This window comes from Emticicia sp. TH156 (assembly GCF_002855535.1).
Lineage (GTDB): Bacteria > Bacteroidota > Bacteroidia > Cytophagales > Spirosomataceae > Emticicia > Emticicia fluvialis.
Map to the genome: position 1 here is coordinate 33,513 of NZ_PKRS01000009.1, position 22,321 is coordinate 55,833.

Sequence of the window (22,321 nt, forward strand, 5' to 3'; positions counted from 1 at the left end):
AAAAATAGAGCAGTGGTTCTACAATTCCAAGAAGCGAAGTATATTTGTCTTGTAAATCTTATTTAGTGAAAAAAAGGATGAACGCTGCTAATCCGGATACATAAATCTCTTAATAATATATTGTATGGCTGCACCATTAGCTGAGCGCCTGCGTCCAAAAAAACTGGAAGATTACCTGGGGCAGGAACATATTTTAGGGAAAAACAAACCCCTCCGTAATGCCATTGAGGCCAATCTGGTGCCATCCATGATTTTATGGGGCCCGCCGGGTACAGGCAAAACCACATTGGCTTTGCTGATAGCCGAAACCACCAAAAGGCAGTTTCATCAGTTAAATGCGGTTAGTTCGGGTGTAAAAGAATTGCGCGAGGTAATCGGCCGGGCAACAGGCTTGTTTCCCCCCATTGTGTTTATTGATGAGATTCACCGCTATAATAAATCACAGCAGGATTCTCTGTTGCTGGCCGTTGAGAAAGGACAGATTACCCTGATTGGCGCTACTACCGAAAACCCTTCGTTTGAATTAAACAGTGCGGTGCTGTCACGTTGCCAGGTTTATATATTAGAGTCTTTCGGTGAAGATGAACTAAAAGCGCTGACCGACAGAGCCATACATGAAGATGTGATTCTGAAAGAAAGAGATATAAAAGTGGAGTCTTACGATGCGCTGATGCGTATATCCGGAGGTGACGGGCGAAAACTATTGAATCTGATTGAAATAATCAGTTTTTCTTTTCCTGTTGATACGCCCATCGTGATTACTGATGACTTGGTAGAAGAAGTAGCCCAACGCAATATTGCCCGTTATGATAAGTCAGGTGAGCAGCATTATGATATTATCTCGGCTTTCATAAAATCAATGCGGGGCTCAGACCCGAATGCAGCCGTTTACTGGATGGCTCGCATGATTGTGGCCGGAGAAGACCCTGAATTCATTGCCCGCCGTATGTTGATTCTGGCATCGGAGGATATTGGCAATGCTAACCCAACGGCTGTTATTATGGCCAATAACTGCATGCAGGCCGTAAAGACTGTCGGTTACCCTGAGTGTAGGATCATCCTTTCACAAACGGCTATTTATCTGGCTACATCGCCTAAGTCTAATGCTTCTTACATGGCTATTGAAAATGCCATTGCACTGGCCGAGAAAACGGCTCACCTACCCGTGCCTTTAGCCTTACGCAATGCCCCAACCAAACTGATGAAGCAGATTGGTTATGGCAGAAACTATAAATATGCACACAACTATGAAGGGAATTTTACAAAGCTGAATTTCTTGCCTGATGAACTGAAAGGTACCAAACTTTATGAACCAAGCAACAATGCCAGAGAAAACGAGATACGAAGGCAATTGCAAGCATGGTGGGCTGAGTGGTATGGGTATTGAAATTGCCAACAATAGATAAAAAGCCTTGTCCATTTACATAGACCAGGCTTTTTATTATTAATATAGCAACTCTTTACAAATTCCCTTTCTTCAATTCCTTCACAGCATAATCGGCCGCTCTTGCTGTCAAGGCCATATAAGTAAGTGATGGGTTTTGGGTTGAGGTTGAGGTCATACAGGCGCCGTCAGTCACAAATACGTTTTTGCACTCATGCAGAGCATTCCACTTGTTCAGGAGTGACGTTTTTGGATCTTTACCCATTCTTACACCACCCATTTCGTGGATGTCCAGCCCCGGTGTCCGGTTTGAATCGTTGGTTCGGATATTCTTGAAACCTGCTTTGGTGTACATTTCTGTTAATTGCTCGAAGAAATCTTTCACCATTTTGCGGTCGTTGTCGTCATAATCTACAGAAATACTTAATTGAGGGATACCCCAGGGGTCAAGCTTCGATTTATCTAATTTAACATAGTTGCTCTCTTTGGGTATGGTCTCACCCATCATGTGTGAACCTACACTCCATACGTTGTTCAGGTACGGATTCAACAAGCCTTTTTTCAGGTCTTCTCCCATACCACTTCTGTCGTCACGCATGTATCGACCCGCCTGAAAACCAGAGGCGTAGCCACGCAGAAAGTCTGTCTCCTGCTTGAATACATTACGGAAACGAGGGATATAAGGAGAGTTTGGCCGCCGACCATCTGTTGTAGAGTTCAGAAAACCCTCATAATCAGCATTGATAGTGGCCGTGTAATTATGAAAAGCAATGTATTTACCCAACAAGCCATTGTCATTACCTAATCCATTTGGGAAACGGCCGGATATTGAGTTCAACAATATTAGATTTGAGTTCAGGGCAGCAGCATTTACAAAAATGATACGGGAATAGTACTCGGTCATTTGTTTCGTGTTCGCATCAATCACTCTAACACCGGTTGCTTTGCCTTTTGTCTCATCATAAATAATTGAATGTACAACCGAATCGGGGCGTAAAGTCATTTTGCCTGTTTTGGCAGCCCAGGGTAAGGTAGAAGCATTGCTGCTGAAATAACCACCGAAAGGACAACCACGCTCACAGATGGTACGGTGCTGGCATTTGGCCCTGCCCTGGGCCAGGTGTATCTTTTTAGGCTCGGTAATATGTGCACAACGGCCCATAATAATATGGCGGTCGTTATAATTTTTGGCAATCTGCTGGCTGAAATACTTCTCTACGCAGTTCATCTCATGCGGTGGCAGAAACTCACCGTCTGGTAAGCTGGCCAAGCCGTCTTTATTGCCCGATATACCTGCAAACTTCTCTACATAGCTGTACCACGGAGCTATATCTTCATACCCAATAGGCCATTCTACGGCAAAGCCATCACGGCCGGGGCCTTCAAAATCGTATTTCGACCAGCGTTGTGTCTGGCGCGCCCATAGCAATGACTTACCACCCGTCTGGTATCCGCGAATCCAATCAAAAGGTTTTTCCTGTACATAAGGATGCTCAGCATCTTTTACAAAAAACTGTTCGGTGCCTTCATAAAAAGCATAGCATTTACTTACAATGGGGTTGGCGTCTCGTACCTCTTTTTTCAACTGACCGCGATGCTCAAACTCCCACGGTTGCATCATGGTGGTTGGGTAATCGGTTACGTGTTTTACCTCACGGCCACGTTCCAGCACCAGGGTTCTCAAACCCTTGCCTGTTAATTCTTTGGCTGCCCATCCGCCGCTGATACCAGAACCGATAACGATGGCATCAAATGTTTGTGCTTTTACTGAATCAATATTAAAATATGACATAATAACAGTGCGTTTCAAATTGAGTTAAAAAGAATTATGATTTTACCGGCACACAACCATGATAACGCCCCGGAATAAATTCATGCACGCGCAGGTTGGTCATTACATATTCAGAGTTTAGGTAGCCCTGAATAGTCAAATTTTTCACCAGTCTGATAAAGCCTTTGTCCGTTTCGTTGTCCGATACTGCCATTTTGTTCAAAACTGCCAGTCTTAGTTTGGTGTCGGCCTCAATAAACGGTTTTGAGTACTCGCTTGCTGCCAGGGTATCTACTTTTTGCAGACCCTTGTTAAAGGTATCCTGTGCGTTGGCGTCAAAACAGTCGGCTACCATTAGTGTAACAAATTTGTTTAAATTCAGTTCTTTGGCGCCGGGGGTATCAGTTTTAGGGATGATTGTCTCCACTATTTCGGCCAATAAGGCTTCTTGTGAAGAAGAAAGAATCAGATTTGACTGATGAAGGGTTTCTTTACTCCAGGCATTGGCCCATGACGGCAATACAAGGGTGCTTCCTATGCTGAGTGCAAATGTTCTGAGAGCTGCTCTACGTTGCATTATTCAATTAGATAAAATTTTCAAAAATAAAGGCTTTAAAAGTAATCTTAACAGCCAATAAATTAAACCTGATGAAAGCGCTTAAAATTATATGTGGTGTTAAATAAATGAAGGTTTTTACGGTGTCAATCACTGGTTTAGCTGACCTTATTCTTTTGTTACAATCTCGTCAAGATTCAGCATGGCATTGGCTGTAACAGCCAGTGCTGCCATTTTTGGGGTTACATCAGACTTGCCGAAAAACTTATAGGCCTCAACGGGGTTTCTGGTATATTCCTGCTCGGTTTGCCTGTAAAGCTTGGTAAGCACTTTTAGTTTTTTGTCATCTATATTGCGCATCATAATGAGGTTGAAACCTGCCTGAATCTGTTGTTCGGGGTTTTTACCTTTTTTCATCATGTTTCTGGCCAGTTGTTGTGCGGCTTCAACATAGGTTGGGTCATTGAGGGTTACTAATGCCTGTAATGGGGTATTTGTTCTGAGCCGTCTTAGCTGGCAGAATTCCCTGCTTGGGGCATCGAACGACATCATCGACGGATACGGAGCGGTGCGCTTCCAGAATGTATAAATGGCCCTGCGGTATTTATCTTCTCCATGTGACAGTTTCCACGACTCTCCATTCCAGGGAGATTGCCAAAGGCCGTCAGGTTGATACGGCATTACGCTTTTGCCATACATTTTTTTCGACAGCAGCCCACTCACCAGCAATGCCTGGTCTCTTACCTGTTCTGCCGTTAGCCTGATTCTTGGCCCGCGTGCCAGAAACCTATTGTAAGGGTCTTTTTCAAGCAGTTCATTATTTACTTCTGACGATTGACGGTACGTACCCGAGGTAACAATCATTTTCAGGAGTTTTTTTACGCTCCAGTGCATATCATTCTGAAAAGTAACAGCCAGGTAATCCAGCAATTCAGGATGCGAAGCGCTGAAACCCTGCGTGCCGAAGTCTTCTACTGTTTCTACTATGCCCACACCAAATATCTGCTCCCAGAAGCGGTTTACGGCTACGCGGGCTGTTAAAGGATTGTTTCCATTAACCAGCCATTTAGCCAGCCCGAGCCTGTTGGCCGGGTAATCCTTTGGCATTTCAGACAGATACTTAGGCACCTCGGGCTTTACCTCTTTACCATGTACCAGCCAGTTGCCTCGTTCAAAAATGTGCTGCTTGCGTGCCAGATCGCCTTCGCCATCGCTCATAATCGGGGTAAAATCCGCACTGGCATTCAGAACCTCTTTATATCCGGCTTCAATTTTTTCATATTCTTTGCCTTCGCCAAAAGTACTCTGGAACGACAACCATTTTATCTGCAGCCAGTCTTTTGGTTTTTTAGGATTCGTAAAGGTGAAGTAAAGGTCATGCTTGCCTTCTAGTTTCGGAAGTGCATAAAACATAACAGTATCTCGTGCCGGAGGGATTGGGATGGTTAGAATGATATTCCCGTCGAGCTTACCGTCTCTGATGTGCAGTACGCCTTTTTCAGTGCCGGTATTGAAATTCATTACCAATCTGTTCTTCCCCGTCAGGGTTACCCCTTTCAATCGGCTGTAGCCTGTATGCTGTAAACCAAGATATTTGGCATCTAACAATGAGGATGTGCCTGCCGATAAAGGCTCAACATCATGCGAATTGAATTTAGGCTCCAGTATTTTTACAAACTTTTCAAAGTCTTTCCCATTTCTTCCTTTCGCCAGAATCCAGCTCTTCAATTCTTCTATTTTGGTTGAATCCTCAGGCTTGTAGAATCTCAGATATGGCGTATCACTTACCACGTCTTCATCGCGGGCATTGTTAAAGAATGCCATCAGCTTGTAGTATTCTTCATGTACAAAGGGGTCGTACGGGTGCGTATGGCATTGCACACAACCCATAGTTGTACCCTGCCAAACATCAAAAGTAGTATTTACCCTATCAATATTAGCCGCTACCCTGAACTCCTCATCCACTGTTCCACCCTCATCATTGTTCATAGTATTCCGGTGGAAGCCGGTGGCTATCAATTGTTCATTAGTAGCATTCGGGAGCAAATCACCGGCTAGTTGTTCAATGGTAAACTGGTCGAATGGCTTATCTTCATTAAACGCCCTGATAACATAGTCGCGGTATCGCCATATATTACGGTACACGTCTCTTTCATATCCTTTAGTGTCGGCATAGCGGGCCAAATCAAGCCACATGGCTGCCCAACGCTCTCCGTATGCCGGAGAAGCCAATAGTTGGTCTACTACTTTCTCATACGAGTTTTCAGATTTATCGTTCAGAAAAGCCCGCAATTGTTCTTCGGTTGGCGGCAGGCCTGTCAAGTCCAGATAAACCCGGCGTAGCAACGTACCTTTATCTGCCTGCTTTGAAAAAGACAGCCCTTCATCTTTCAGCTTGGCTACCACAAAATTGTCAATCTCATTTTTGGCAAACCGGGTTTCGTCATCATCTATCAGACCCAGACGGGCAAAAAAGCCACCAACTGATGGCACTTCCGGTTTTTCCGGTTTTTGGTACGCCCAATGCTCGCCCCACTGAGCCCCTTCATCAATCCACCTTTTCAGGGTCTCCATTTCTTCTTTGCTGAGCGGGTCTTTGCCTTTGGGCATTCGTTCTTCTTCATCTGTGCTTATCAGGCGCCTGTAAAACTCTGAATGCTCGGCATCACCGGGTATAATGCCCACCTTGCCCGACTTCCCTTTGGTATTGATAGCCTCCTGAGAAAACAAAAAACTGATATCTCCTGCCTTTTTTACTCCACCATGACAAGACACACAATGCTTGTTCAGAATTGGTTTTATTTCAGTATTGAAATCTACCTTGTCTGAAAAAGGATTAAAGCTGAAAGCCATGATGGCGCTTATGGCAATAATGGAACAGGAGAATATAAAAAGCCTTGAGTATTTCATAGATGTCTAGACAACCGTTAGGTATTACAAATTTAACCAGGGTTTGTGTTAAATAGTACAAATAGAAATGAATTAATTTTCAGACCCAGGCATAAATACAAATTAAGAAACACTGTTGTGGTAAGAGAATTAACCTTGGATCAGCCAAAGTAGGGCTGATAAAACCTGTAAAAAATCCGGCTTGTTTTTATACAATCGAATATTTACACAAAATCGGGTAAGTTTAGAAAGTTTTCAAAAATCATCATTAAATTTAACCATTCGACACCGGGTTTCCCTTATGTCATGTGATATTATTTGTACAATTCAGGCAATACCCCAAAATTTGAATCAAATTTAATCGGTAGATTGAAATCAACAGAGATAAATTACTCAATTTAATCAAAAAACATAGCATTAGCACCACAAATGAGCGATTTTCTTAAAAAATTAAAGGGTATATTTGTAGTAGAAGCTCCGGCAGGAGAAGCCGCCAGCGATACCACTGCCCCGGAAAAACAGGCAGCCCCCCCGGCGAATGTCTCTGTGCAGATTCCTCAGGGAAAGGCCTCTGACAAGTTTTATGACATTTTACTGGGCGCCATGGAAGCCAATAACCAGGAGGGTTTTGATTATCTGGAGTTTAAAAAATCTTTAAAGACTTTGGCTCAGATGCCAATGGATGAAAAGACACGGTATCTATCTGCCTTTGCAGCAGCACAGGCAATGGGTATTACGCCTCAGAAATTATCTGAATCAGCCGGGTTTTATCTGAAAGTGCTTCAGACAGAAGATTCAAAATTTCTTGAGTCGGTTAATGCGCAGCGTCAGAAACAGATTGGTAATAAAGAAAAAGCCATTGCAGATATGGACGCAACCATAAAAGCTAAAGGTGAGCAGATTGCTAAACTGACACTGGAGATACAGGAACATCAGGCAGATATGGAAAAAATGAAAGCGGAGATTTCAGACGCGGTGATTAAAATTGAAACAACCTTGAGTGATTTTCATGCCACTTACAGTGAGTTAACGGCACAAATCAGCAAGGATGTTGACAATATGACTAAATATTTGAATCAATAAAACCCCGAATCAGCAGAAAACAGCCCCTTGCTTTCTGCGGTACTTTAAACTATCACTAAACAATTTGAAAACCTCCGGGAGGCGGAGGATAACCCCAACAGAAAATGGAAATGCAAGAAACCAGACCCAAATCGTTTTGGGAACGCCCCGAAGGCAAAACAGGTACTCTTTTCGCTGCAGGTTTATTATTAGGTGGAGGCTATCTGCTTTATAAAGCACTGCCTTATCTGATTACTCTGGCTTCAAATACGCTATATCTGGCCGGCCTGCTGATTGTACTGGCGGCACTTATTTATATGATACTTGACCCCAAGATGAGAAATCTGATTTTCTACATCTATAAGAGTATCATGCGCTGGATAACCGGCATGTTTATACAACTGGACCCTATCGGCATTCTGAAAACTTATATTGACGAGTTGCGGAGTAATCTGGGTAAAATGAACCAGCAGATTGCTACCCTGAAAGGCCAGATGTATAACCTGAAGACTATCATTGAAAATAACAGAAAGCAGATTCAGAACGATTTAAATCTGGCTAGCAAGGCCAAAGAAACCGACAAACAGGCCATGATGGTGCTGAAAGCCCGCAAGGCAGGCCGTTTGCAGGAGTCGAACATTAAGCTGGAAGATTTGTACAAAAAAATGGAGATTCTTTACAGGGTTCTCACTAAAATGTACGAAAACTCGGAGATAATGCTTGAAGACATCAAAGATCAGGTGGCTGTAAAAGAACAGGAGCGTAAGGCTATCCGTACCAGTCATTCAGCCATGCGCTCTGCCATGAATATTCTGAACGGAAACAAAGACCAGCGCCAGATGTTTGATATGGCCATGGAGTCTATTGCTGACGACGTAAGCCAGAAGGTAGGGGAGATGGAGCGTTTTATGGAGATGTCTTCTAACTTTATGGATTCTATTGACCTTCAAAATGGCGTATTTGAAGAAGAAGGTTTGAAAATGCTTGAAAAATGGGAGCAGGAAGGCGTTTCTTTGTTGCTTGGAAGCGACAAAAAAGCCCTGATTGCCGGTAAAGATGTGCCAACAACTAAGCATTCAGGCAACCAGTATGATAAACTTTTTGAATAGAATCTTTCATTAGGGTATGAGCCGCCTTGGGTGGCTCATACTTTCTGAGTCTTATTTTTTACTTTATTCAATTACAAAAAATCCGGTAGATTTTAATTAGCAACACAATGAAAACAACACTCACACCATTTGCACGGTTTCTGATTACACTTGCCATTTTGGGAGGTCTTTTCTTTGGCGGCAAATATGTTTTAGATAACACAAGCTGGGGCAAATCTTTGCTTGATAAAAGCAATGAAACCAAAGTTGATGAAACCAATACCAAAGCGCCGGAAGAAGGGCCGGCTGCAGCTAGCACACCAGGTACTTCTGGTAGTAACACTGAAGCTACAGGAGGTGGCTCTTCTACGTTCAGTTATGTAGCCCGCGAACCTATTAACGGCAAACTAAAGGGCGTAGTTGAGCTGGGTGCCAGTGGTTTTAATTCTTTTATTGTAAGAATAGATAAAAGCAAAAACTGGAAACTGGAGAAAGCTGAGTTCGGTAACAGTCTGGTAACTGAGAACATGGCCTCAGACGATGATATCAGAGCTGGATTGAAAAAATATATAGGCAGTATGCTCGACTTCGGCGTGAGCGGCCGTGATATTCATTTTGTAGTAAGCTCAGGTGCTGTAAAAGCGGATGTAACGCAGAAAATCATTAAAAACCTGAAAACACTTAATTATTTTGTAAACACGGTTACACCTGAACAGGAAGGCGCTCTTGCTTTAAAATGCGTATTACCTGAAGATTATGAAGAAGAGGCCTTTGTAACCGACATCGGCTCTGGGAATACCAAGATTTCATGGTCTACCAATGGGAGTGTGTCAGCCCTTGAAACCTATGGAGCCAAGTATTTTCAGAATGGTGTTGATGACGGTAAGGTATATGACGAAGTAAAAGCGAAGGCATCGTCGGTACCCAGTATGAAACGCAAAACCTGTTTCATTATCGGTGGGGTGCCTTTCTCGATGGCAAAAAAAGTAAGAGAAGGCAAAGAACGCTATACCGTGCTGAAAGAACCGGCCTACTATAAAATACTGACTGACGCTAAAGATAAATCTGGGGTGAATATCTACAAAGCTATTAAAGATGCCACCGGCTGCGAGCAATTCGTTTTCGACTGGGATGCAAACTTTACCATTGGCTTTTTGTTAGGGTTGCCTTAAGATATTGAGTGATTTGGCGAATGAGTGATTTAGTGATTAATTTACTAAATCACTCATTTTTGTTTGCTCACTAAGGTTCAATTTATCTTCTTATTTATCTGCTATTTATTCAATCACTCATTACTCAATTATGCTTGTTTTACGGCCTCAATAATCTTAATCTGCTCCAGTATCTCCTCAGGCTTAATGAGTAGCTCTTTGCCCTCAGCAATGGCTTCGTAAAGGTTCTGGAATAAAAGCCCCCAGTTACCGGCCTCTGTATCTACCTGCCCTCTGAACGACACACCGTTTATTTCTGCATTCAGTAAACCACTATTCTGCTTCGATTCTACACCGAAACCCTCCATGCCTGGTAGTAATCCGGCCTTGAGGTTATCTTCCTGCACGTCAAGCCCATATTTTATAAAAGAACCCTTGGTGCCATGCAGCACATATCTCGGGCCTTCTTCCCGCACCAGCAGGCTCGATTTCAAGGTAACTTTCAGCTTGCCGTAGTCTAGCCTTATATCAAATGCGTCATCAATTTCAGAACCTTCTCTTTGCACATAAGTTTCGCCCCAAACACTTTGCGGTTTGCCGAAAAGTGTAATGGTCTGGTCAATAATATGTGCGCCAAGGTCATATAAAATGCCATTGGCTGGGCTTACCACTTCTTTCCATCTTTTGGGGTTCAGCACAGGCTTGTAGCGGTCATAATGTGCTTCATAACTAATCAGTTCTCCTAAGATGCCGCTTTCTACTACCTTTCGCACGGTTCTGAAGTCTCCATCAAAACGGCGGTTCTGAAACACACATACAATTTTGTTTTGTTTTCTGGCCAGTTCAATAATCTCCTCAGCCTCGGCTGCGGTAGAAGTAAAAGGCTTCTCTACCAGAATGTGTTTGTTGGCCTGCAGGCTTTTCATGGCCAGCTCATAATGTGTTGAGCTGGGCGAACAAATACTTACCAGTTCTATTTCATCATCAGCCAACACTTCATCAATACTTCCGGCTACCTGTACCGACTGGAAGATGGCCTGTGGATTTTGACTATTGGTAACAACAGTTTTTAGTCTGAAATTCGGGTTAGCTTCAAAGAAAGGGGCTTGCAGGTATCTTCCCGAAAGTCCGAAACCGACCAGTGCAACATTAATCATATTTATCTAATAAGAAAGGTTTTAAATGATGGGCTAAATTATAAAAAATGCCTTGCTTTTGTATTACAGCAAGGCATTTTTACAGATATCTTTCGGTTCAGCTCAAAGAAAATGCTTCTATCAGCTTTTGTTTAAACGCTTCGTAATCTATGTTTATTTTGTCTGCCTGTTTCTCTTTATCCAGTAAGGCAGAGAGCCTTTCAGGAATTGGCTGAGAACCAATTACCTCTTCAACAACATCCAGAAACTTGGCATAATGCGCTGTAGACAGAAAAATGCCTGAAACTGATTCAGAAAGATGGCTTGTGTACGCTTTCAAACCCAAATAAGCTACAGCGGTATGCGGGCATATCACATAGTTATTGCGCTCGTACACCAGGCGCATGGCATCTTTGGTTTCTGTATCTGAGTAGAAATAGCCTGTCAGCATATTTTTCATTTGCTCAAGGTCATTGTTAAACAATGCCAGCATCCTCGGAAAATTACTCGGGTTACCAACGTCCATGGCATTTGAGATGGTAGACAAAGACGGGCTAATGGGTTGATAAACACCCGTGCTGAGGTACTGAGGCACTACATTATTTACATTAGTGGCAGCAATAAACTGTTTTACAGGTAAACCCATTCGCCAGGCAATAATACCCGCACTTAAATTGCCAAAATTGCCGCTTGGCACAGAAATAACAATTTTTTTGTTTTGTCCTTTCTTTTTTAACTGAGCATAGGCATTAACGTAATAAAATGCCTGCGGTATTAATCTGGCAATGTTTATAGAATTGGCCGATGCCAGAGAAAACCGGGCTGTCAGTTCAGCATCAAGAAATGCCTGTTTTACCAGTTTCTGGCAGTCATCAAAAGTACCGTTCACTTCAAGCGCTTTAACATTTTCACCAAGGGTGGTCAGCTGTTTTTCCTGAATGTCGCTTACTTTGCCGCTTGGATATAAAATAGTAACATCAATATTGGGCGTACGATAAAACCCTTGTGCCACGGCACCGCCGGTGTCACCTGATGTGGCTACCAGAATATGTATCTGTTTTTCTGATTTCTGTAAGAAATAAGACATCAAAGCAGCCATGAAACGCGCCCCAAAGTCTTTAAAAGCCATAGACGGCCCATGAAACAACTCAAGGCAATAGGTGTTATCTTCTACCTCAACCAATGGCGCCGGAAAATCAATGGCTTTGTTTATTAATTCTTTTAAATCATAAGCAGGCACATCGTCTCCAATCAGGGCATGAGCAATAGCAAATGCAATTTCCTGAAGGCTCTTGTTTTCAATGGTGTCCCAGAAAGCCTGAGGAAGTTTAGGGATATCAGTAGGCATATACAAACCATTATCAGGTGGCAGTCCTCTGAAAATGGCTTCTTCCAAGTTTACATCAGGGCTTTCGTTTTTGGTACTGTATAACTGCATAGGAATTTCTAAAAATAAAATTTAACAGGTTTCGGGTAGGCTCAACACGTGTGCAAAACGCCATTTTCTTGGTTCATAGCTCCCTTTTTACAAATATAGGACGATTTACAAAACCGTCCTATTGAATTAGGGAATCGAAAGTTATTGTGCCAATGCCGGTTATTTCTGAAGCATTTGTACAAAATTATCGAAAAGATATCTTGAATCATGCGGACCCGGTGAGGCTTCAGGGTGGTATTGTACCGAGAAAGCAGGCTTATCTTTGCGACGGATACCTTCAATGGTCTGGTCGTTCAGGTTCACGTGGGTCAGTTCTATATTTTCGTTATTGGTAACCTGGTCTGGTTTTACCGCAAAGCCATGGTTCTGAGACGTAACTTCACAATAGCCTGTTAACAGGTTTTTAACCGGATGGTTTAGTCCGCGATGTCCATTCTTCATCTTGTAGGTTTCAATACCGCTGGCCAAGGCTAACAACTGATGCCCCAGGCAGATACCAAAAACAGGTTTGCCGGTGTCAACTACGTCTTTGATGGTTTCTACTGCATAAGGCATTGCGGCTGGGTCGCCGGGGCCGTTTGAGAGAAAGAAGCCGTCTGGATTAAAGGCCTGAATTTCTTCGAAACTCGATTTGGCATTGAAAACCTTACAATAGCAGTCTCTTGATGTAAAGTTTTTCAGGATACTCTTCTTTACGCCAAAGTCTAGCACGGCAACTTTATATTTGGCATCCTCTTCACCCATGGTGTAGGGCACGGGTGTACTCACAACCGACGAAAGCTCGAGGCCTTCCATTGAAGGGCATTTTTTCAACTCAATCATCAGTTCCTGAGAGTCAAGAATTTCAGAAGAAATGATACAGTTCATCACACCTGCATTGCGGATGTGCCTCACAATCTGACGGGTGTCTACATCACAAATACCAACAATACCTGCGCGTTCGAAGTATTCCTGTAGCGAAAAATTGGCAGTGGTACGCGAGTAATAATGGTTTGCGTAGGCATTACACACCATACCGCTGATTGTTACACTCTTTGATTCCTCTTCATCGTCAAGCACTACGCCGTAGTTGCCGATATGAGAGGTGGTGTTTACAATGATTTGGCCGAAATACGAAGGGTCTGTATAAATTTCCTGATAGCCGGTCATACCGGTATTAAAACAGATTTCGCCAGCCGAAGTACCAATTTTACCAAGAGCTTTACCTTTGAAAACAGTGCCATCTTCTAGAAGTAGAATGGCGTCAGAAGGTGTATGAGTCATTGAAAGAAGAATGAATGTTTTCCGATTAATTTACAAAAATCTGCTTGAATGGGTGCCATCAGGCATTCGTTTCAAGTTCAGTATCGGAGAACAAAGGTATAAAAAAAACACATACGCAAAGAATAAACCTGTTACAGCAGGTGTCTTTTCTTTCTTAAGTGCAATAATACTTAAATATATTTATATTAAAAGTATATTTAAGAAAGATTAAGGTCTTTTAATCTTTCTTTTTCAGGTTATCTCTGAAATACTGATCGCGGGTTACGTTGTCACGTGGGGCAGCATCTGCACCTGCTTTCCAGGATTTATCTTTCCATGCACCGCTTTTAATTGATTTTACGAAGTTAGCCCATGAGAATGGGTTCAGAAGAGGGTTTGTAGTTACCGACCCCCGGTTTTCTATCTGCCGCAAGAACTGGTTGTTGGCGTATTTATAATTGTCGGTGGCTGTCATACCATGCACTGCCGCCATTTTGGCTATATTTTCGGCACTGTAAGTTTCACGCAGTATTTGTCTTTCGCGCTCATCAGGCAACTTCATATCAACCAGCGCCTGTTTAAATTCTTCTTCAGTGTTGAAAGGGTAAACTTTAACTTCTTTTAACAATTTAGAGTCTACCTGCAACTCAACAAATACCGAATAGTCAACATCTGTCTTGCGTGGAATCACATGGTACTGTTTCTTAAAACCCAGATAACTGAATACCACGGTATCGCCCGGAAACACCGATAAAGCAAAATAACCTTTGCCATTAGACAGGGTACCTCTGCCAGCCTGTGGAATGGTAATATAAGCGCCTGGCAAAGCTTCTTTTGTTTGCCCGTCTATCACAACACCTGAAAATGTAACATATTTTATTTCGCCTTGAGCAAAAGATAAGTAGCTGATTGTCAAGCAAATAAATGTAAGTAAATATGTAAGATTTCTTTTCATCGTATATTCCGTAAGGGTATGGTCTTCAAATGTGCAGTAAATTTTAATAACCGGTGCACTCAGCATTGATTAACCAAAAATCTTTAAAAATGTTAAAATAAAAGGCATTGAAAGCAACAGGCCGTCAAATCTGTCCAGAAATCCCCCATGACCCGGTATCAAACTGCCAGAATCTTTGATAGCAATACTACGTTTAAATAATGATTCTACCAAATCGCCAAGGGTGCCGGTTACTGAAATTATAACGGCTACTGCGTACCATTGCCAGGGAGAAACGCAATCAAAATACTTTGTTAAAATAAACGCTATCAACAGGGCTAATATTGCGCCTCCGAAGAAGCCCTCCCAGGTCTTTTTAGGAGAGACCCGTTCAAACAATTTACGCTTGCCCAGAAAACGCCCGGCAAAATAAGCGCCGGTGTCGCTTCCCCATAGTATAAACAAGCACCCCAGTAAGAGCGTAGGTTCGTATCCGCTGTCGGTAAGAACCATTTCATTGATCAATGCAAACGGAACGGCCACATATAAAATACCAAGAAAAGTGTAGCCTAGGTTGGCAAAAGGTTTTGTATCTTTCTTTTTATAAAGCTTAATAAAAAACGTGACCGTTAATAATGGCACTATCAGATAGTAATACTTGAAAGGGAGAAAATCTTTTTCAATAAGAAAAGTTAAAGCGTTCAGTATTACTCCGCATAAAGTGCCGTAAAAAGTAAGCGGCAGGTTAGAGTCAAGCTTTAATAGTTTATAAAACTCAATTTGCGTAAGCACACTGATAACCAGAAACAGAACCCAGAATGTCCATTCATTGTAGAGTACTCCGGTTAAAATAATTGATACCCCGACAACAGCAGCAATGATTCGTTGGTTTAGGTTAGATAGTTGGTTTAGTTTCCTCGTCATTTTGGTTGAATATATCAATAATCTCTTTCGCGGCTTCTTCCTGGTATTCCTGCACATGCACTTCGCACCAGCCCAGCAGGTAGTTTCTGTCTTTCTTATTTAAAACTACAGCGGCAATTTCTTTATTCAGCAACTCATTCTTTAGCATTTCGGCTCTGTACACATTCGGAGACTCAAAAACCTTTATCCAATTAGCCATAGTTTTGTTTTAATATTTTACCAAATATAATGGTAATTTCTATAAAACAGTATTTTCAAACAGTTTTCATGGCATTTTATCTGCATTAGCTATTCAGATAAGAACTGAGTTTATCATATCAGGCCAGCGTTTTACGCATTAATCTCAGCCAGTTTTTATGAAATACATTCTCAATATCGCTCTGTTGGTAGCCTCTTTTAGCCAGCAGATGTTTGTAATGTTGCAGGTCGGCAATGGTATCTAGGTCATAAGGCGATTGCTCGGTGCCAAATGTGCCGTCCAAATCGCTGCCAATAGCAATGTGAAGGCTGTTACCGGTTATCTGGCAAATATGGTCGTAGTGGTCAATCAGTACTTCAAGGTTGGCGCCCACTTCACGCGGGTTTATCTGTCTCTGAATCAGGTTCGGTTTCAGCATCCATACGTCCAGGCACCCGCCTATTACAGCATCTCTTTCTACTAAGCGTTTAATCTGCTCATCGTTCAACTGGCGTTGATGTGGCACCAAGGTGCGGCAATTATGGTGGCTTGCCCATACCTGACCCTGAAACATATCCAGCGCTTCGTCAAAGCCTTCATCCGTCAAGTGGGTGGCATCCAGCACCATACCCAGTTTATCCATTTCTTTTACTAGTTCCCGGCCTGCTTTTGTGAGGCCGCCTGTCATACCTGTGCCCGGTGCATATCTGCCCGGGCCGTAATGTGCGGGGCCTATGGCTCTAAGGCCGTAACTGTAGGCTTTTTCCAGATAGGATAAATTAACTAAAGAATCAGCACCTTCCAGGCTAAGAATAAACCCAACGGGTTTTGTGGAATCATCAATGGCAGGGTTTTCCCACAAAGCAATATGATTATCCAATTGTGCGCTTGTGGTAATCTGAACCATTTCTCCGGCTTCAACCATTGCCTGGTACCATGCCAGTTGCGCTTGTGTCATGGCCCATGCCTGATGTGGCGAGTTCCAGCCTGAACCTGGCATACTGCCGTTGTTTTCACTAAATCTGGCCAATTGCGTAGCTACTATAATGGCTATTTTACCCTTACGCAGCTCAGGCAATGAAACCACCCCTTTTCCACGGTCAATCTTGTCGGTCATGGTTTGTTCCATCATCCTGATTTCCCCAACTGTCCGCCGGTAATCACGGTTCCATTCTATGGCGTTCATGGCCATGTCCAGATGCGCATCAATTATAATCATATTCTGTTTAACAGGTGGTAAATCGTTTTATTAATTAAGCCTTAGTTCCATTTCGTCACTAGTTGCCTTGAAACCATATTTTTCATAAATGGGTCTTCCTTCTTCTGACGCGTGCAGTTGTATACGTTTGTAGCCAAGGTTTTTGGCTTCTTCTACAATACGGCTGAAAATCTCTTTGCCTAGTCCTTTTTTTCGCCAGTGGGGCAATGTATAAACATTCAGTATGTAAGCAACTCTGCCATCGGGCAACGAAAAACCCGGAAAGATTCTGAAAAAGCACAGGCCACTGGTACAAACAATTTTTCCATCTGCTTCGGCCAGCCAGACCACAATTTCACCGCTTCCAAGATGTAAATGAAAATAATCTTCAAGCGTCTGCCTAAGACCCTCTTCATCAGTCTGGTGCGTTTCATTGCTTTGCACCTCTTTCAGAAACTGAACCCTTAGTCTTGCCAGCTCTTTTACATCAGCAAGGGTAGCTTTTCGATAGGAAATAGTCATCAGATGAGACGTTTATTAATCTACAACAGGATATTTGCCCTGGTCGGCCAGTTTCTGCAATGCTTCGGTAACAGTTGGTTTATCTTCCGGATAAGTAACACCAAACCATTCAGACTCATTAGAGAAAACCTTACATTTCCCCAGCCCGTTCTGAATCAGGTAGGTCATAACGGTTGGTATATAAAACTCTGCTTTGGGCGAGTGTAGGTTTTTTATAGCGTAGTCTTTGAACATTTCGTTGATAACCGGAAAAACACCGGGCATAAAACCCCAGAAGTTCATAGAAACTATGGTGTTATCATCCAGCTTGGTTAGTTCATCTTTTTCTTCAAAAACAATCTGGCCATCTGCCTGACGGTAAATCTTCGTTCGCTCGGTAACAACTTCCAGAAATCCGTCGGCATCCAGTTCACAAACGCCGCGTGACACTGAACCGTTTTCAGACAATGTATTCTTTATCTGGTAACCTACCATAGCATGGCGGGTCTCTTCTTTATTGGTTGAGAGGAAATCAGCCATGATTTTGAAACCTTCATATCCGTAAAAATCATCGGCGTTGATAACGGCGAAAGGCGTGTTGGTTTGTTCCCAGGCGCACAATACGGCATGGCCTGTTCCCCAGGGCTTGGTGCGCTCAACAATACCCAGCTCAGCAGGCACATAGCTTTGAACGCTCTGAATGGCAAAATCGTAGTCGATTTTCCCTTCCAGCTTCGGGCCGAATATTTCCTCGAAATCAGCTTTAAGTTCTTCTCTGATTATAAACACTATTTTGCCGAACCCGGCTTTGATAGCGTCGTATATTGAATAATCTATAATAGTTTCGCCGTTAGGGCCAAACTTGTCTAATTGTTTCACACCTCCGTAGCGGCTACCCATACCCGCCGCCAAAATCAGTAAAGTTGGTTTCAACATAAAAAGCTTTGGTTTCATTATTTCTCAACAAAAGTACAAAACTGTTTCATTAGTGCTTAAAAAGTTTTTCCGATTTTAATTGTATAAAATACAATTAATCGGCTAGTTTTGTAGAAAACTCTAACAGATTCAACCATGTACCTACGCTTCTTATCCATTTTATGGGCGTCTTTGCTTTGTTTTCAATCCTATGCTCAGGAATTTCCGCTGAATCAGTTACCAATTGATAACTGGGAAACCGGTAGCTGGAAAACCGCCGGGAGCGTTGATAATCCGTATAAAAAGAAACCCGGCTTTAAGGCGGGTAACCAGATTTTGTTTTCAACCATACCTGGCAGAACCACTTCTAAATTAATTACAGCCGATGCCAAAGTTAAGTTTGATTTCATGCTGGGCAAAAACAGTGATGGCGTATTTTATATTCAGGGCAAGCACGGCATTATACTGAGTAATTCAGGTACTTCCGGCGCTATTATCAGACCAGACGGCACCCTTCAATTGGCTAATCAAAACGCAGGTAAGGCCATTGGATTATGGCAAACCCTTGAAGTTACTTTTTCTGATGCTCCTTTTGGCGAGGCGCTTATTATTGAAAAAGTAACCTTGAACAACGTAGTAATACATCAGGGTTATGTTATACCTGCCAAAGGTATAAACGAAGGCCCGCTGGCATTTGAAAACAAGGCAGGTACTATTGCCATTAAAAATGTGAAGTATCTAAAATATAATAAAGAAAAACCTTTAAGGCTGAGCGACTTAAGTTACGAAATGTATGAAACGTTCGACTGGAACCAGCAGTTTGCGCCCAAAAGCACTACACCCAACGATAAAGGCACTACCAATGCCCTTACCAAAGATTTTGGGGCTGGTTACAACCGTTTTCTTTTGATATTTAGGGGGAATCTGGATGTAGAAAAAGACGGAAGCTATTCACTGGTGGCTGATTATGCTGGCAAAGCCTCTGTAAAAGTAGATGGTAAAGAAGTAATACCAACCGAAAGCGGAGAAACGTATCGCAGACCCAGAGCGGCATATCTGGATTTGAAAAAAGGCAAACACCCCATTGAGATACGTTACAACAAAGTATGGTGGAGAGCCGAACTGGGACTTTTTGCTGCCGGACCTGAAGTAAGAGCGTATCCGCTTCATGCCGAAACCTCACTGCCATCGCCACAAGCTGTTGGTGAAATAAACATAACTCCCAGGAGTGATGTAGAAGTTATCCGCTCGTTTGTTATGTTTAATGGCAAAAAGCGCACACATGCTATTTCAGTTGGGACACCTGCCGGAACCCATTACACCTTCGATTTAGACCAGGGTACTCCGCTTTATGCCTGGAGAGGTGATTTTGCTGATGTAACAGAGATGTTTCATGAGCGTGGCGAACCTCAGTTGCTGAAACCAAAGGGTGTAAAAACTACCTTTAGTGGCAAAACGAGTGTTGCCATGCTGGCAAATGCCAATGCGTCTTTTCCTGATACGCTTGATGATTACAAAGACTTTATTTTTAAAGGTTATGCACTGGGTGGAGAAGGCCTGCCTACCTATAAATACCAGTACAAGGGCGCTGAAATTACCGAGAAATTTGAGCCATCGGCCGATGGAGGAATCACAACCACCATCAGCGCTAACGGTGGTAACAGCCTTTATGCAAGACTTGGCGAAGCCAAAAGCATAACCCAGCTCGATAAAGGGTTTTATATTTTAGAGACAACAAACGGTAATGACAGCTACATCAGGCTGGATGCTAAACTGAAACCGGTCATAAAAAATACACGTGACGGACAAGAGATTATCATTCCGCTGGCTGGTAGTGTTTCGTTTACAACCCTATGGTAAGCCAAAAAGAAGACATTTAAGGTTGGTTTACAACCAGAACCCATTCAAATAAATCTGAAAATGAAAAAAATATTCATCTTAGTGTTATTCACAATTACGGGGGTTTATGCCCAGAACCGCCCGTTGGTGGAAGAAGACTTTTACCGTATTGTTACCTTGCCGGTTCCAGAAGGTGTAAAGCTGGAAGTCGGCGGTTTGGCTGTTTTACCTGATGGCCGATTGGGCGTTTGTACACGCCGTGGTGAAGTATGGGTTATCTCAAACCCATACATGAAAAACGGAACCGCGCCTACCTACAAAAGATTTGCCAGCGGCCTGCACGAGCCACTGGGTCTTAATTATATTAATGGCAACCTGTGGGCAACCCAGAGAGGAGAGGTAACTATTCTGAAAGATAATAATGCAGATGGTGTAGCAGATGATTATACCTCATTTTACAAATTTCCACTTTCGGGCAATTACCACGAGTATTCTTATGGCCCGGTGCTATTGCCCAATAATGACATGCTGATAACGCTTAATCTGGGTTGGATTGGTCATGGCGCCAGTTTGTCTAAATGGCGAGGCTGGATGTTGCGCCTAACGCCTGATGGAAAAATGACCCCCTGGGCAACAGGTTTGCGTTCTCCGGCTGGGTTTAATGTTTTGAAAAACGGAGATATTTATTATACTGAAAACCAGGGCGACTGGGTAGGTTCAGGAAGAATGACACAATTGGAATCGGGTGATTTTGCAGGTAACCCTGAGGGTCTTGTCTGGACATCAGAGGCCGATTCGCCATTAAAAATCAAGGCATCTGATGTGCCTGATACCGGTGAACCTATGTATGATGTGGCCAAACGCCTGCCCGGCTTAAAAATTCCGGCTGTGTGGTTTCCGCATACATTAATGGGTATTTCAACCTCTGATATTGCCGAGGATTTATCAGGTGGGAAATTCGGGCCTTTTGCTGGTCAGCTTTTTGTAGGCGACCAGGGGCACAGCAAAATTATGCGCGTGTTTCTAGAAAAAGTAAAGGGTAAAAGTCAGGGAATCTGTTTCCCTTTCCGTGAAGGCTTCCAGTCGGGCATCCTGCGTATGCAATGGGGGCTTGACCACTCCATGTTTGTGGGTATGACCAGCCGTGGGTGGTCATCAACCGGGAAAGACGAGTTTGGTTTGCAAAGATTGGAATGGACAGGCAGAACACCTTTTGAAATGAAAACCGTGAAATCAATGCCGGATGGGTTTCTTATAGAGTTTACTCAACCAGTTAGTAAAGACCTTGCCATAGATATTGATTCTTATAGAATTAATAGTTTTACCTATAAGTATCATCATAATTATGGTAGCCCTATTATCAATACCAAAAAATTAGGCATAAAGGCAATTCAGGTGGCAGAAGATGGCATGAGCGTAAGACTGGCCATTGATTCGCTGCGTTTGGGTTATATCCATGAGTTACGCCTGGAAGGTATCAGAAGTGCAGAAGACAGACCTTTATTGCATAACGTGGGGTATTACACACTTAACAACATTAACGATGAAGCTCCTAAAATGGATATTGCCAGATATGTTGTAGCCGAGAAAAAACCTGCTGACGAACACGCCGGGCATACCATGAGCAATGCGCCTAAAACAGAGCTAAAAGCAAGTGCCAAAAGGCTGACAGAAATACCGGCTGATTGGGGAGGCAAAGTAGACCAGACCATAAACATTGGTACTAAACCGGGGCTTAAGTTTGACATAGCCCGTGTGCAGGTAAAAGCCGGAGCCAGAATACGTCTGGTTTTCAATAATAATGATGACATGCTCCATAACCTGGTAATTGTAAAACCTGGTACGGTAGGTAAAGTAGGCGAAGCCGCCTTTAAAATGGGACTGGAAGGCGAAAGCAAGGCCTATGTGCCAAATTTAAGTGAGGTGCTGTTTCACACAGGGCTGATGCAACCGGAAGCACAGGAGACTATTTATTTTACTGCCCCAAGCACACCTGGTGACTACACTTTCGTTTGTACTTATCCGGGGCATTATACTGTTATGCAGGGTACAATAAAGGTTGTGAAGTAATTTAATGAAATATCTGTACAAAAAGGGCGAATATCAACTTACTGA

18 protein-coding genes are annotated in these 22,321 nt (G+C 42.9%); 6 read left to right on the top strand and 12 right to left on the bottom strand.

What is annotated here, in order from left to right; translation table 11 throughout:
- Nucleotides 1-124: 124 nt before the first annotated feature.
- Nucleotides 125-1,387, top strand: coding sequence for a replication-associated recombination protein A (locus C0V77_RS16875; protein ID WP_173830560.1), 1,263 nt, complete (start codon nt 125-127; stop codon nt 1,385-1,387).
- A gap of 73 nt (nt 1,388-1,460) precedes the next feature.
- Here the strand turns inward: C0V77_RS16875 and C0V77_RS16880 are convergent, their stop codons facing one another.
- From C0V77_RS16880 to C0V77_RS16890, 3 genes are all read right to left on the bottom strand, one after another.
- Nucleotides 1,461-3,176, bottom strand: a complete 1,716-nt coding sequence (locus C0V77_RS16880; protein ID WP_101727537.1) for a GMC oxidoreductase — start codon at nt 3,174-3,176, stop codon at nt 1,461-1,463.
- 34 nt (nt 3,177-3,210) lie between these two features.
- Complete coding sequence (locus C0V77_RS16885; RefSeq protein WP_101727538.1) at nt 3,211-3,732, bottom strand: gluconate 2-dehydrogenase subunit 3 family protein; 522 nt, start codon at nt 3,730-3,732, stop codon at nt 3,211-3,213.
- Between the two features lie 147 nt (nt 3,733-3,879).
- Nucleotides 3,880-6,564, bottom strand: a complete 2,685-nt coding sequence (locus C0V77_RS16890; protein WP_229236304.1) for a DUF1553 domain-containing protein — start codon at nt 6,562-6,564, stop codon at nt 3,880-3,882.
- Between the two features lie 465 nt (nt 6,565-7,029).
- Here C0V77_RS16890 and C0V77_RS16895 point away from each other — a divergent pair, with 465 nt between their 5' ends.
- From C0V77_RS16895 to C0V77_RS16905, 3 genes are all read left to right on the top strand, one after another.
- The gene (locus C0V77_RS16895; protein ID WP_101727540.1) at nt 7,030-7,683 is read left to right on the top strand and encodes a hypothetical protein; all 654 of its coding nucleotides are present in this window, start codon (nt 7,030-7,032) and stop codon (nt 7,681-7,683) included.
- 104 nt (nt 7,684-7,787) lie between these two features.
- Nucleotides 7,788-8,771 (top strand): PspA/IM30 family protein, encoded by a 984-nt coding sequence (locus C0V77_RS16900; RefSeq protein ID WP_101727541.1) that lies wholly within the window; start codon nt 7,788-7,790, stop codon nt 8,769-8,771.
- 107 nt (nt 8,772-8,878) lie between these two features.
- Complete coding sequence (locus C0V77_RS16905) at nt 8,879-9,922, top strand: hypothetical protein (RefSeq protein WP_101727542.1); 1,044 nt, start codon at nt 8,879-8,881, stop codon at nt 9,920-9,922.
- A 128-nt stretch (nt 9,923-10,050) separates the two neighbouring features.
- Here C0V77_RS16905 and C0V77_RS16910 read toward each other — a convergent pair whose 3' ends face one another.
- From C0V77_RS16910 to C0V77_RS16955, 9 genes are all read right to left on the bottom strand, one after another.
- The gene (locus C0V77_RS16910) at nt 10,051-11,058 is read right to left on the bottom strand and encodes a Gfo/Idh/MocA family oxidoreductase (protein ID WP_101727543.1); all 1,008 of its coding nucleotides are present in this window, start codon (nt 11,056-11,058) and stop codon (nt 10,051-10,053) included.
- Between the two features lie 97 nt (nt 11,059-11,155).
- Complete coding sequence (thrC, locus tag C0V77_RS16915) at nt 11,156-12,475, bottom strand: threonine synthase (RefSeq protein ID WP_101727544.1); 1,320 nt, start codon at nt 12,473-12,475, stop codon at nt 11,156-11,158.
- Between the two features lie 159 nt (nt 12,476-12,634).
- Complete coding sequence (gene carA / locus C0V77_RS16920; protein ID WP_101727545.1) at nt 12,635-13,738, bottom strand: glutamine-hydrolyzing carbamoyl-phosphate synthase small subunit; 1,104 nt, start codon at nt 13,736-13,738, stop codon at nt 12,635-12,637.
- Nucleotides 13,739-13,955: 217 nt separating this feature from the next.
- On the bottom strand, nt 13,956-14,633 hold the full coding sequence (locus tag C0V77_RS16930; RefSeq protein ID WP_229236305.1) for a carboxypeptidase-like regulatory domain-containing protein: 678 nt from the start codon (nt 14,631-14,633) through the stop codon (nt 13,956-13,958).
- 108 nt (nt 14,634-14,741) lie between these two features.
- Complete coding sequence (locus C0V77_RS16935; RefSeq protein ID WP_101727547.1) at nt 14,742-15,575, bottom strand: phosphatidate cytidylyltransferase; 834 nt, start codon at nt 15,573-15,575, stop codon at nt 14,742-14,744.
- On the bottom strand, nt 15,547-15,774 hold the full coding sequence (locus C0V77_RS16940) for a putative signal transducing protein (RefSeq protein ID WP_101727548.1): 228 nt from the start codon (nt 15,772-15,774) through the stop codon (nt 15,547-15,549). The genes C0V77_RS16935 and C0V77_RS16940 overlap by 29 nt, the downstream gene beginning before the upstream one ends.
- 118 nt (nt 15,775-15,892) lie before the next feature.
- Complete coding sequence (locus C0V77_RS16945) at nt 15,893-16,972, bottom strand: dipeptidase (protein WP_101727549.1); 1,080 nt, start codon at nt 16,970-16,972, stop codon at nt 15,893-15,895.
- Between the two features lie 30 nt (nt 16,973-17,002).
- A complete protein-coding gene (locus C0V77_RS16950; protein WP_101727550.1) occupies nt 17,003-17,473 on the bottom strand; it encodes a GNAT family N-acetyltransferase in 471 nt (156 codons plus the stop codon).
- A gap of 15 nt (nt 17,474-17,488) precedes the next feature.
- Nucleotides 17,489-18,385 (bottom strand): sugar phosphate nucleotidyltransferase, encoded by an 897-nt coding sequence (locus C0V77_RS16955; protein ID WP_173830564.1) that lies wholly within the window; start codon nt 18,383-18,385, stop codon nt 17,489-17,491.
- A gap of 138 nt (nt 18,386-18,523) precedes the next feature.
- Between C0V77_RS16955 and C0V77_RS16960 the strand changes: the two genes are divergently transcribed.
- Nucleotides 18,524-20,227, top strand: coding sequence for a PA14 domain-containing protein (locus tag C0V77_RS16960; RefSeq protein WP_101727551.1), 1,704 nt, complete (start codon nt 18,524-18,526; stop codon nt 20,225-20,227).
- 60 nt (nt 20,228-20,287) lie between these two features.
- Nucleotides 20,288-22,276 carry a plastocyanin/azurin family copper-binding protein gene (locus C0V77_RS16965; protein ID WP_101727552.1) on the top strand — a complete coding sequence of 663 codons (1,989 nt, stop codon included), beginning with the start codon at nt 20,288-20,290 and terminating at the stop codon, nt 22,274-22,276.
- Nucleotides 22,277-22,321 lie beyond the last annotated feature (45 nt).

Coding starts and splice junctions, on each gene's coding strand:
- C0V77_RS16900 (WP_101727541.1), top strand. CDS start 7,788: ATGGAAATGCAAGAAACCAGACCCAAATCGTTTTGGGAACGCCCCGAA.
- C0V77_RS16940 (WP_101727548.1), bottom strand. CDS start 15,774: ATGGCTAATTGGATAAAGGTTTTTGAGTCTCCGAATGTGTACAGAGCC.
- C0V77_RS16910 (WP_101727543.1), bottom strand. CDS start 11,058: ATGATTAATGTTGCACTGGTCGGTTTCGGACTTTCGGGAAGATACCTG.
- C0V77_RS16945 (WP_101727549.1), bottom strand. CDS start 16,972: ATGATTATAATTGATGCGCATCTGGACATGGCCATGAACGCCATAGAA.
- C0V77_RS16880 (WP_101727537.1), bottom strand. CDS start 3,176: ATGTCATATTTTAATATTGATTCAGTAAAAGCACAAACATTTGATGCC.
- C0V77_RS16950 (WP_101727550.1), bottom strand. CDS start 17,473: ATGACTATTTCCTATCGAAAAGCTACCCTTGCTGATGTAAAAGAGCTG.
- C0V77_RS16965 (WP_101727552.1), top strand. CDS start 20,288: ATGAAAAAAATATTCATCTTAGTGTTATTCACAATTACGGGGGTTTAT.
- C0V77_RS16875 (WP_173830560.1), top strand. CDS start 125: ATGGCTGCACCATTAGCTGAGCGCCTGCGTCCAAAAAAACTGGAAGAT.
- C0V77_RS16885 (WP_101727538.1), bottom strand. CDS start 3,732: ATGCAACGTAGAGCAGCTCTCAGAACATTTGCACTCAGCATAGGAAGC.
- C0V77_RS16890 (WP_229236304.1), bottom strand. CDS start 6,564: ATGGCTTTCAGCTTTAATCCTTTTTCAGACAAGGTAGATTTCAATACT.
- C0V77_RS16895 (WP_101727540.1), top strand. CDS start 7,030: ATGAGCGATTTTCTTAAAAAATTAAAGGGTATATTTGTAGTAGAAGCT.
- carA (WP_101727545.1), bottom strand. CDS start 13,738: ATGACTCATACACCTTCTGACGCCATTCTACTTCTAGAAGATGGCACT.
- C0V77_RS16905 (WP_101727542.1), top strand. CDS start 8,879: ATGAAAACAACACTCACACCATTTGCACGGTTTCTGATTACACTTGCC.
- thrC (WP_101727544.1), bottom strand. CDS start 12,475: ATGCAGTTATACAGTACCAAAAACGAAAGCCCTGATGTAAACTTGGAA.
- C0V77_RS16935 (WP_101727547.1), bottom strand. CDS start 15,575: ATGACGAGGAAACTAAACCAACTATCTAACCTAAACCAACGAATCATT.
- C0V77_RS16960 (WP_101727551.1), top strand. CDS start 18,524: ATGTACCTACGCTTCTTATCCATTTTATGGGCGTCTTTGCTTTGTTTT.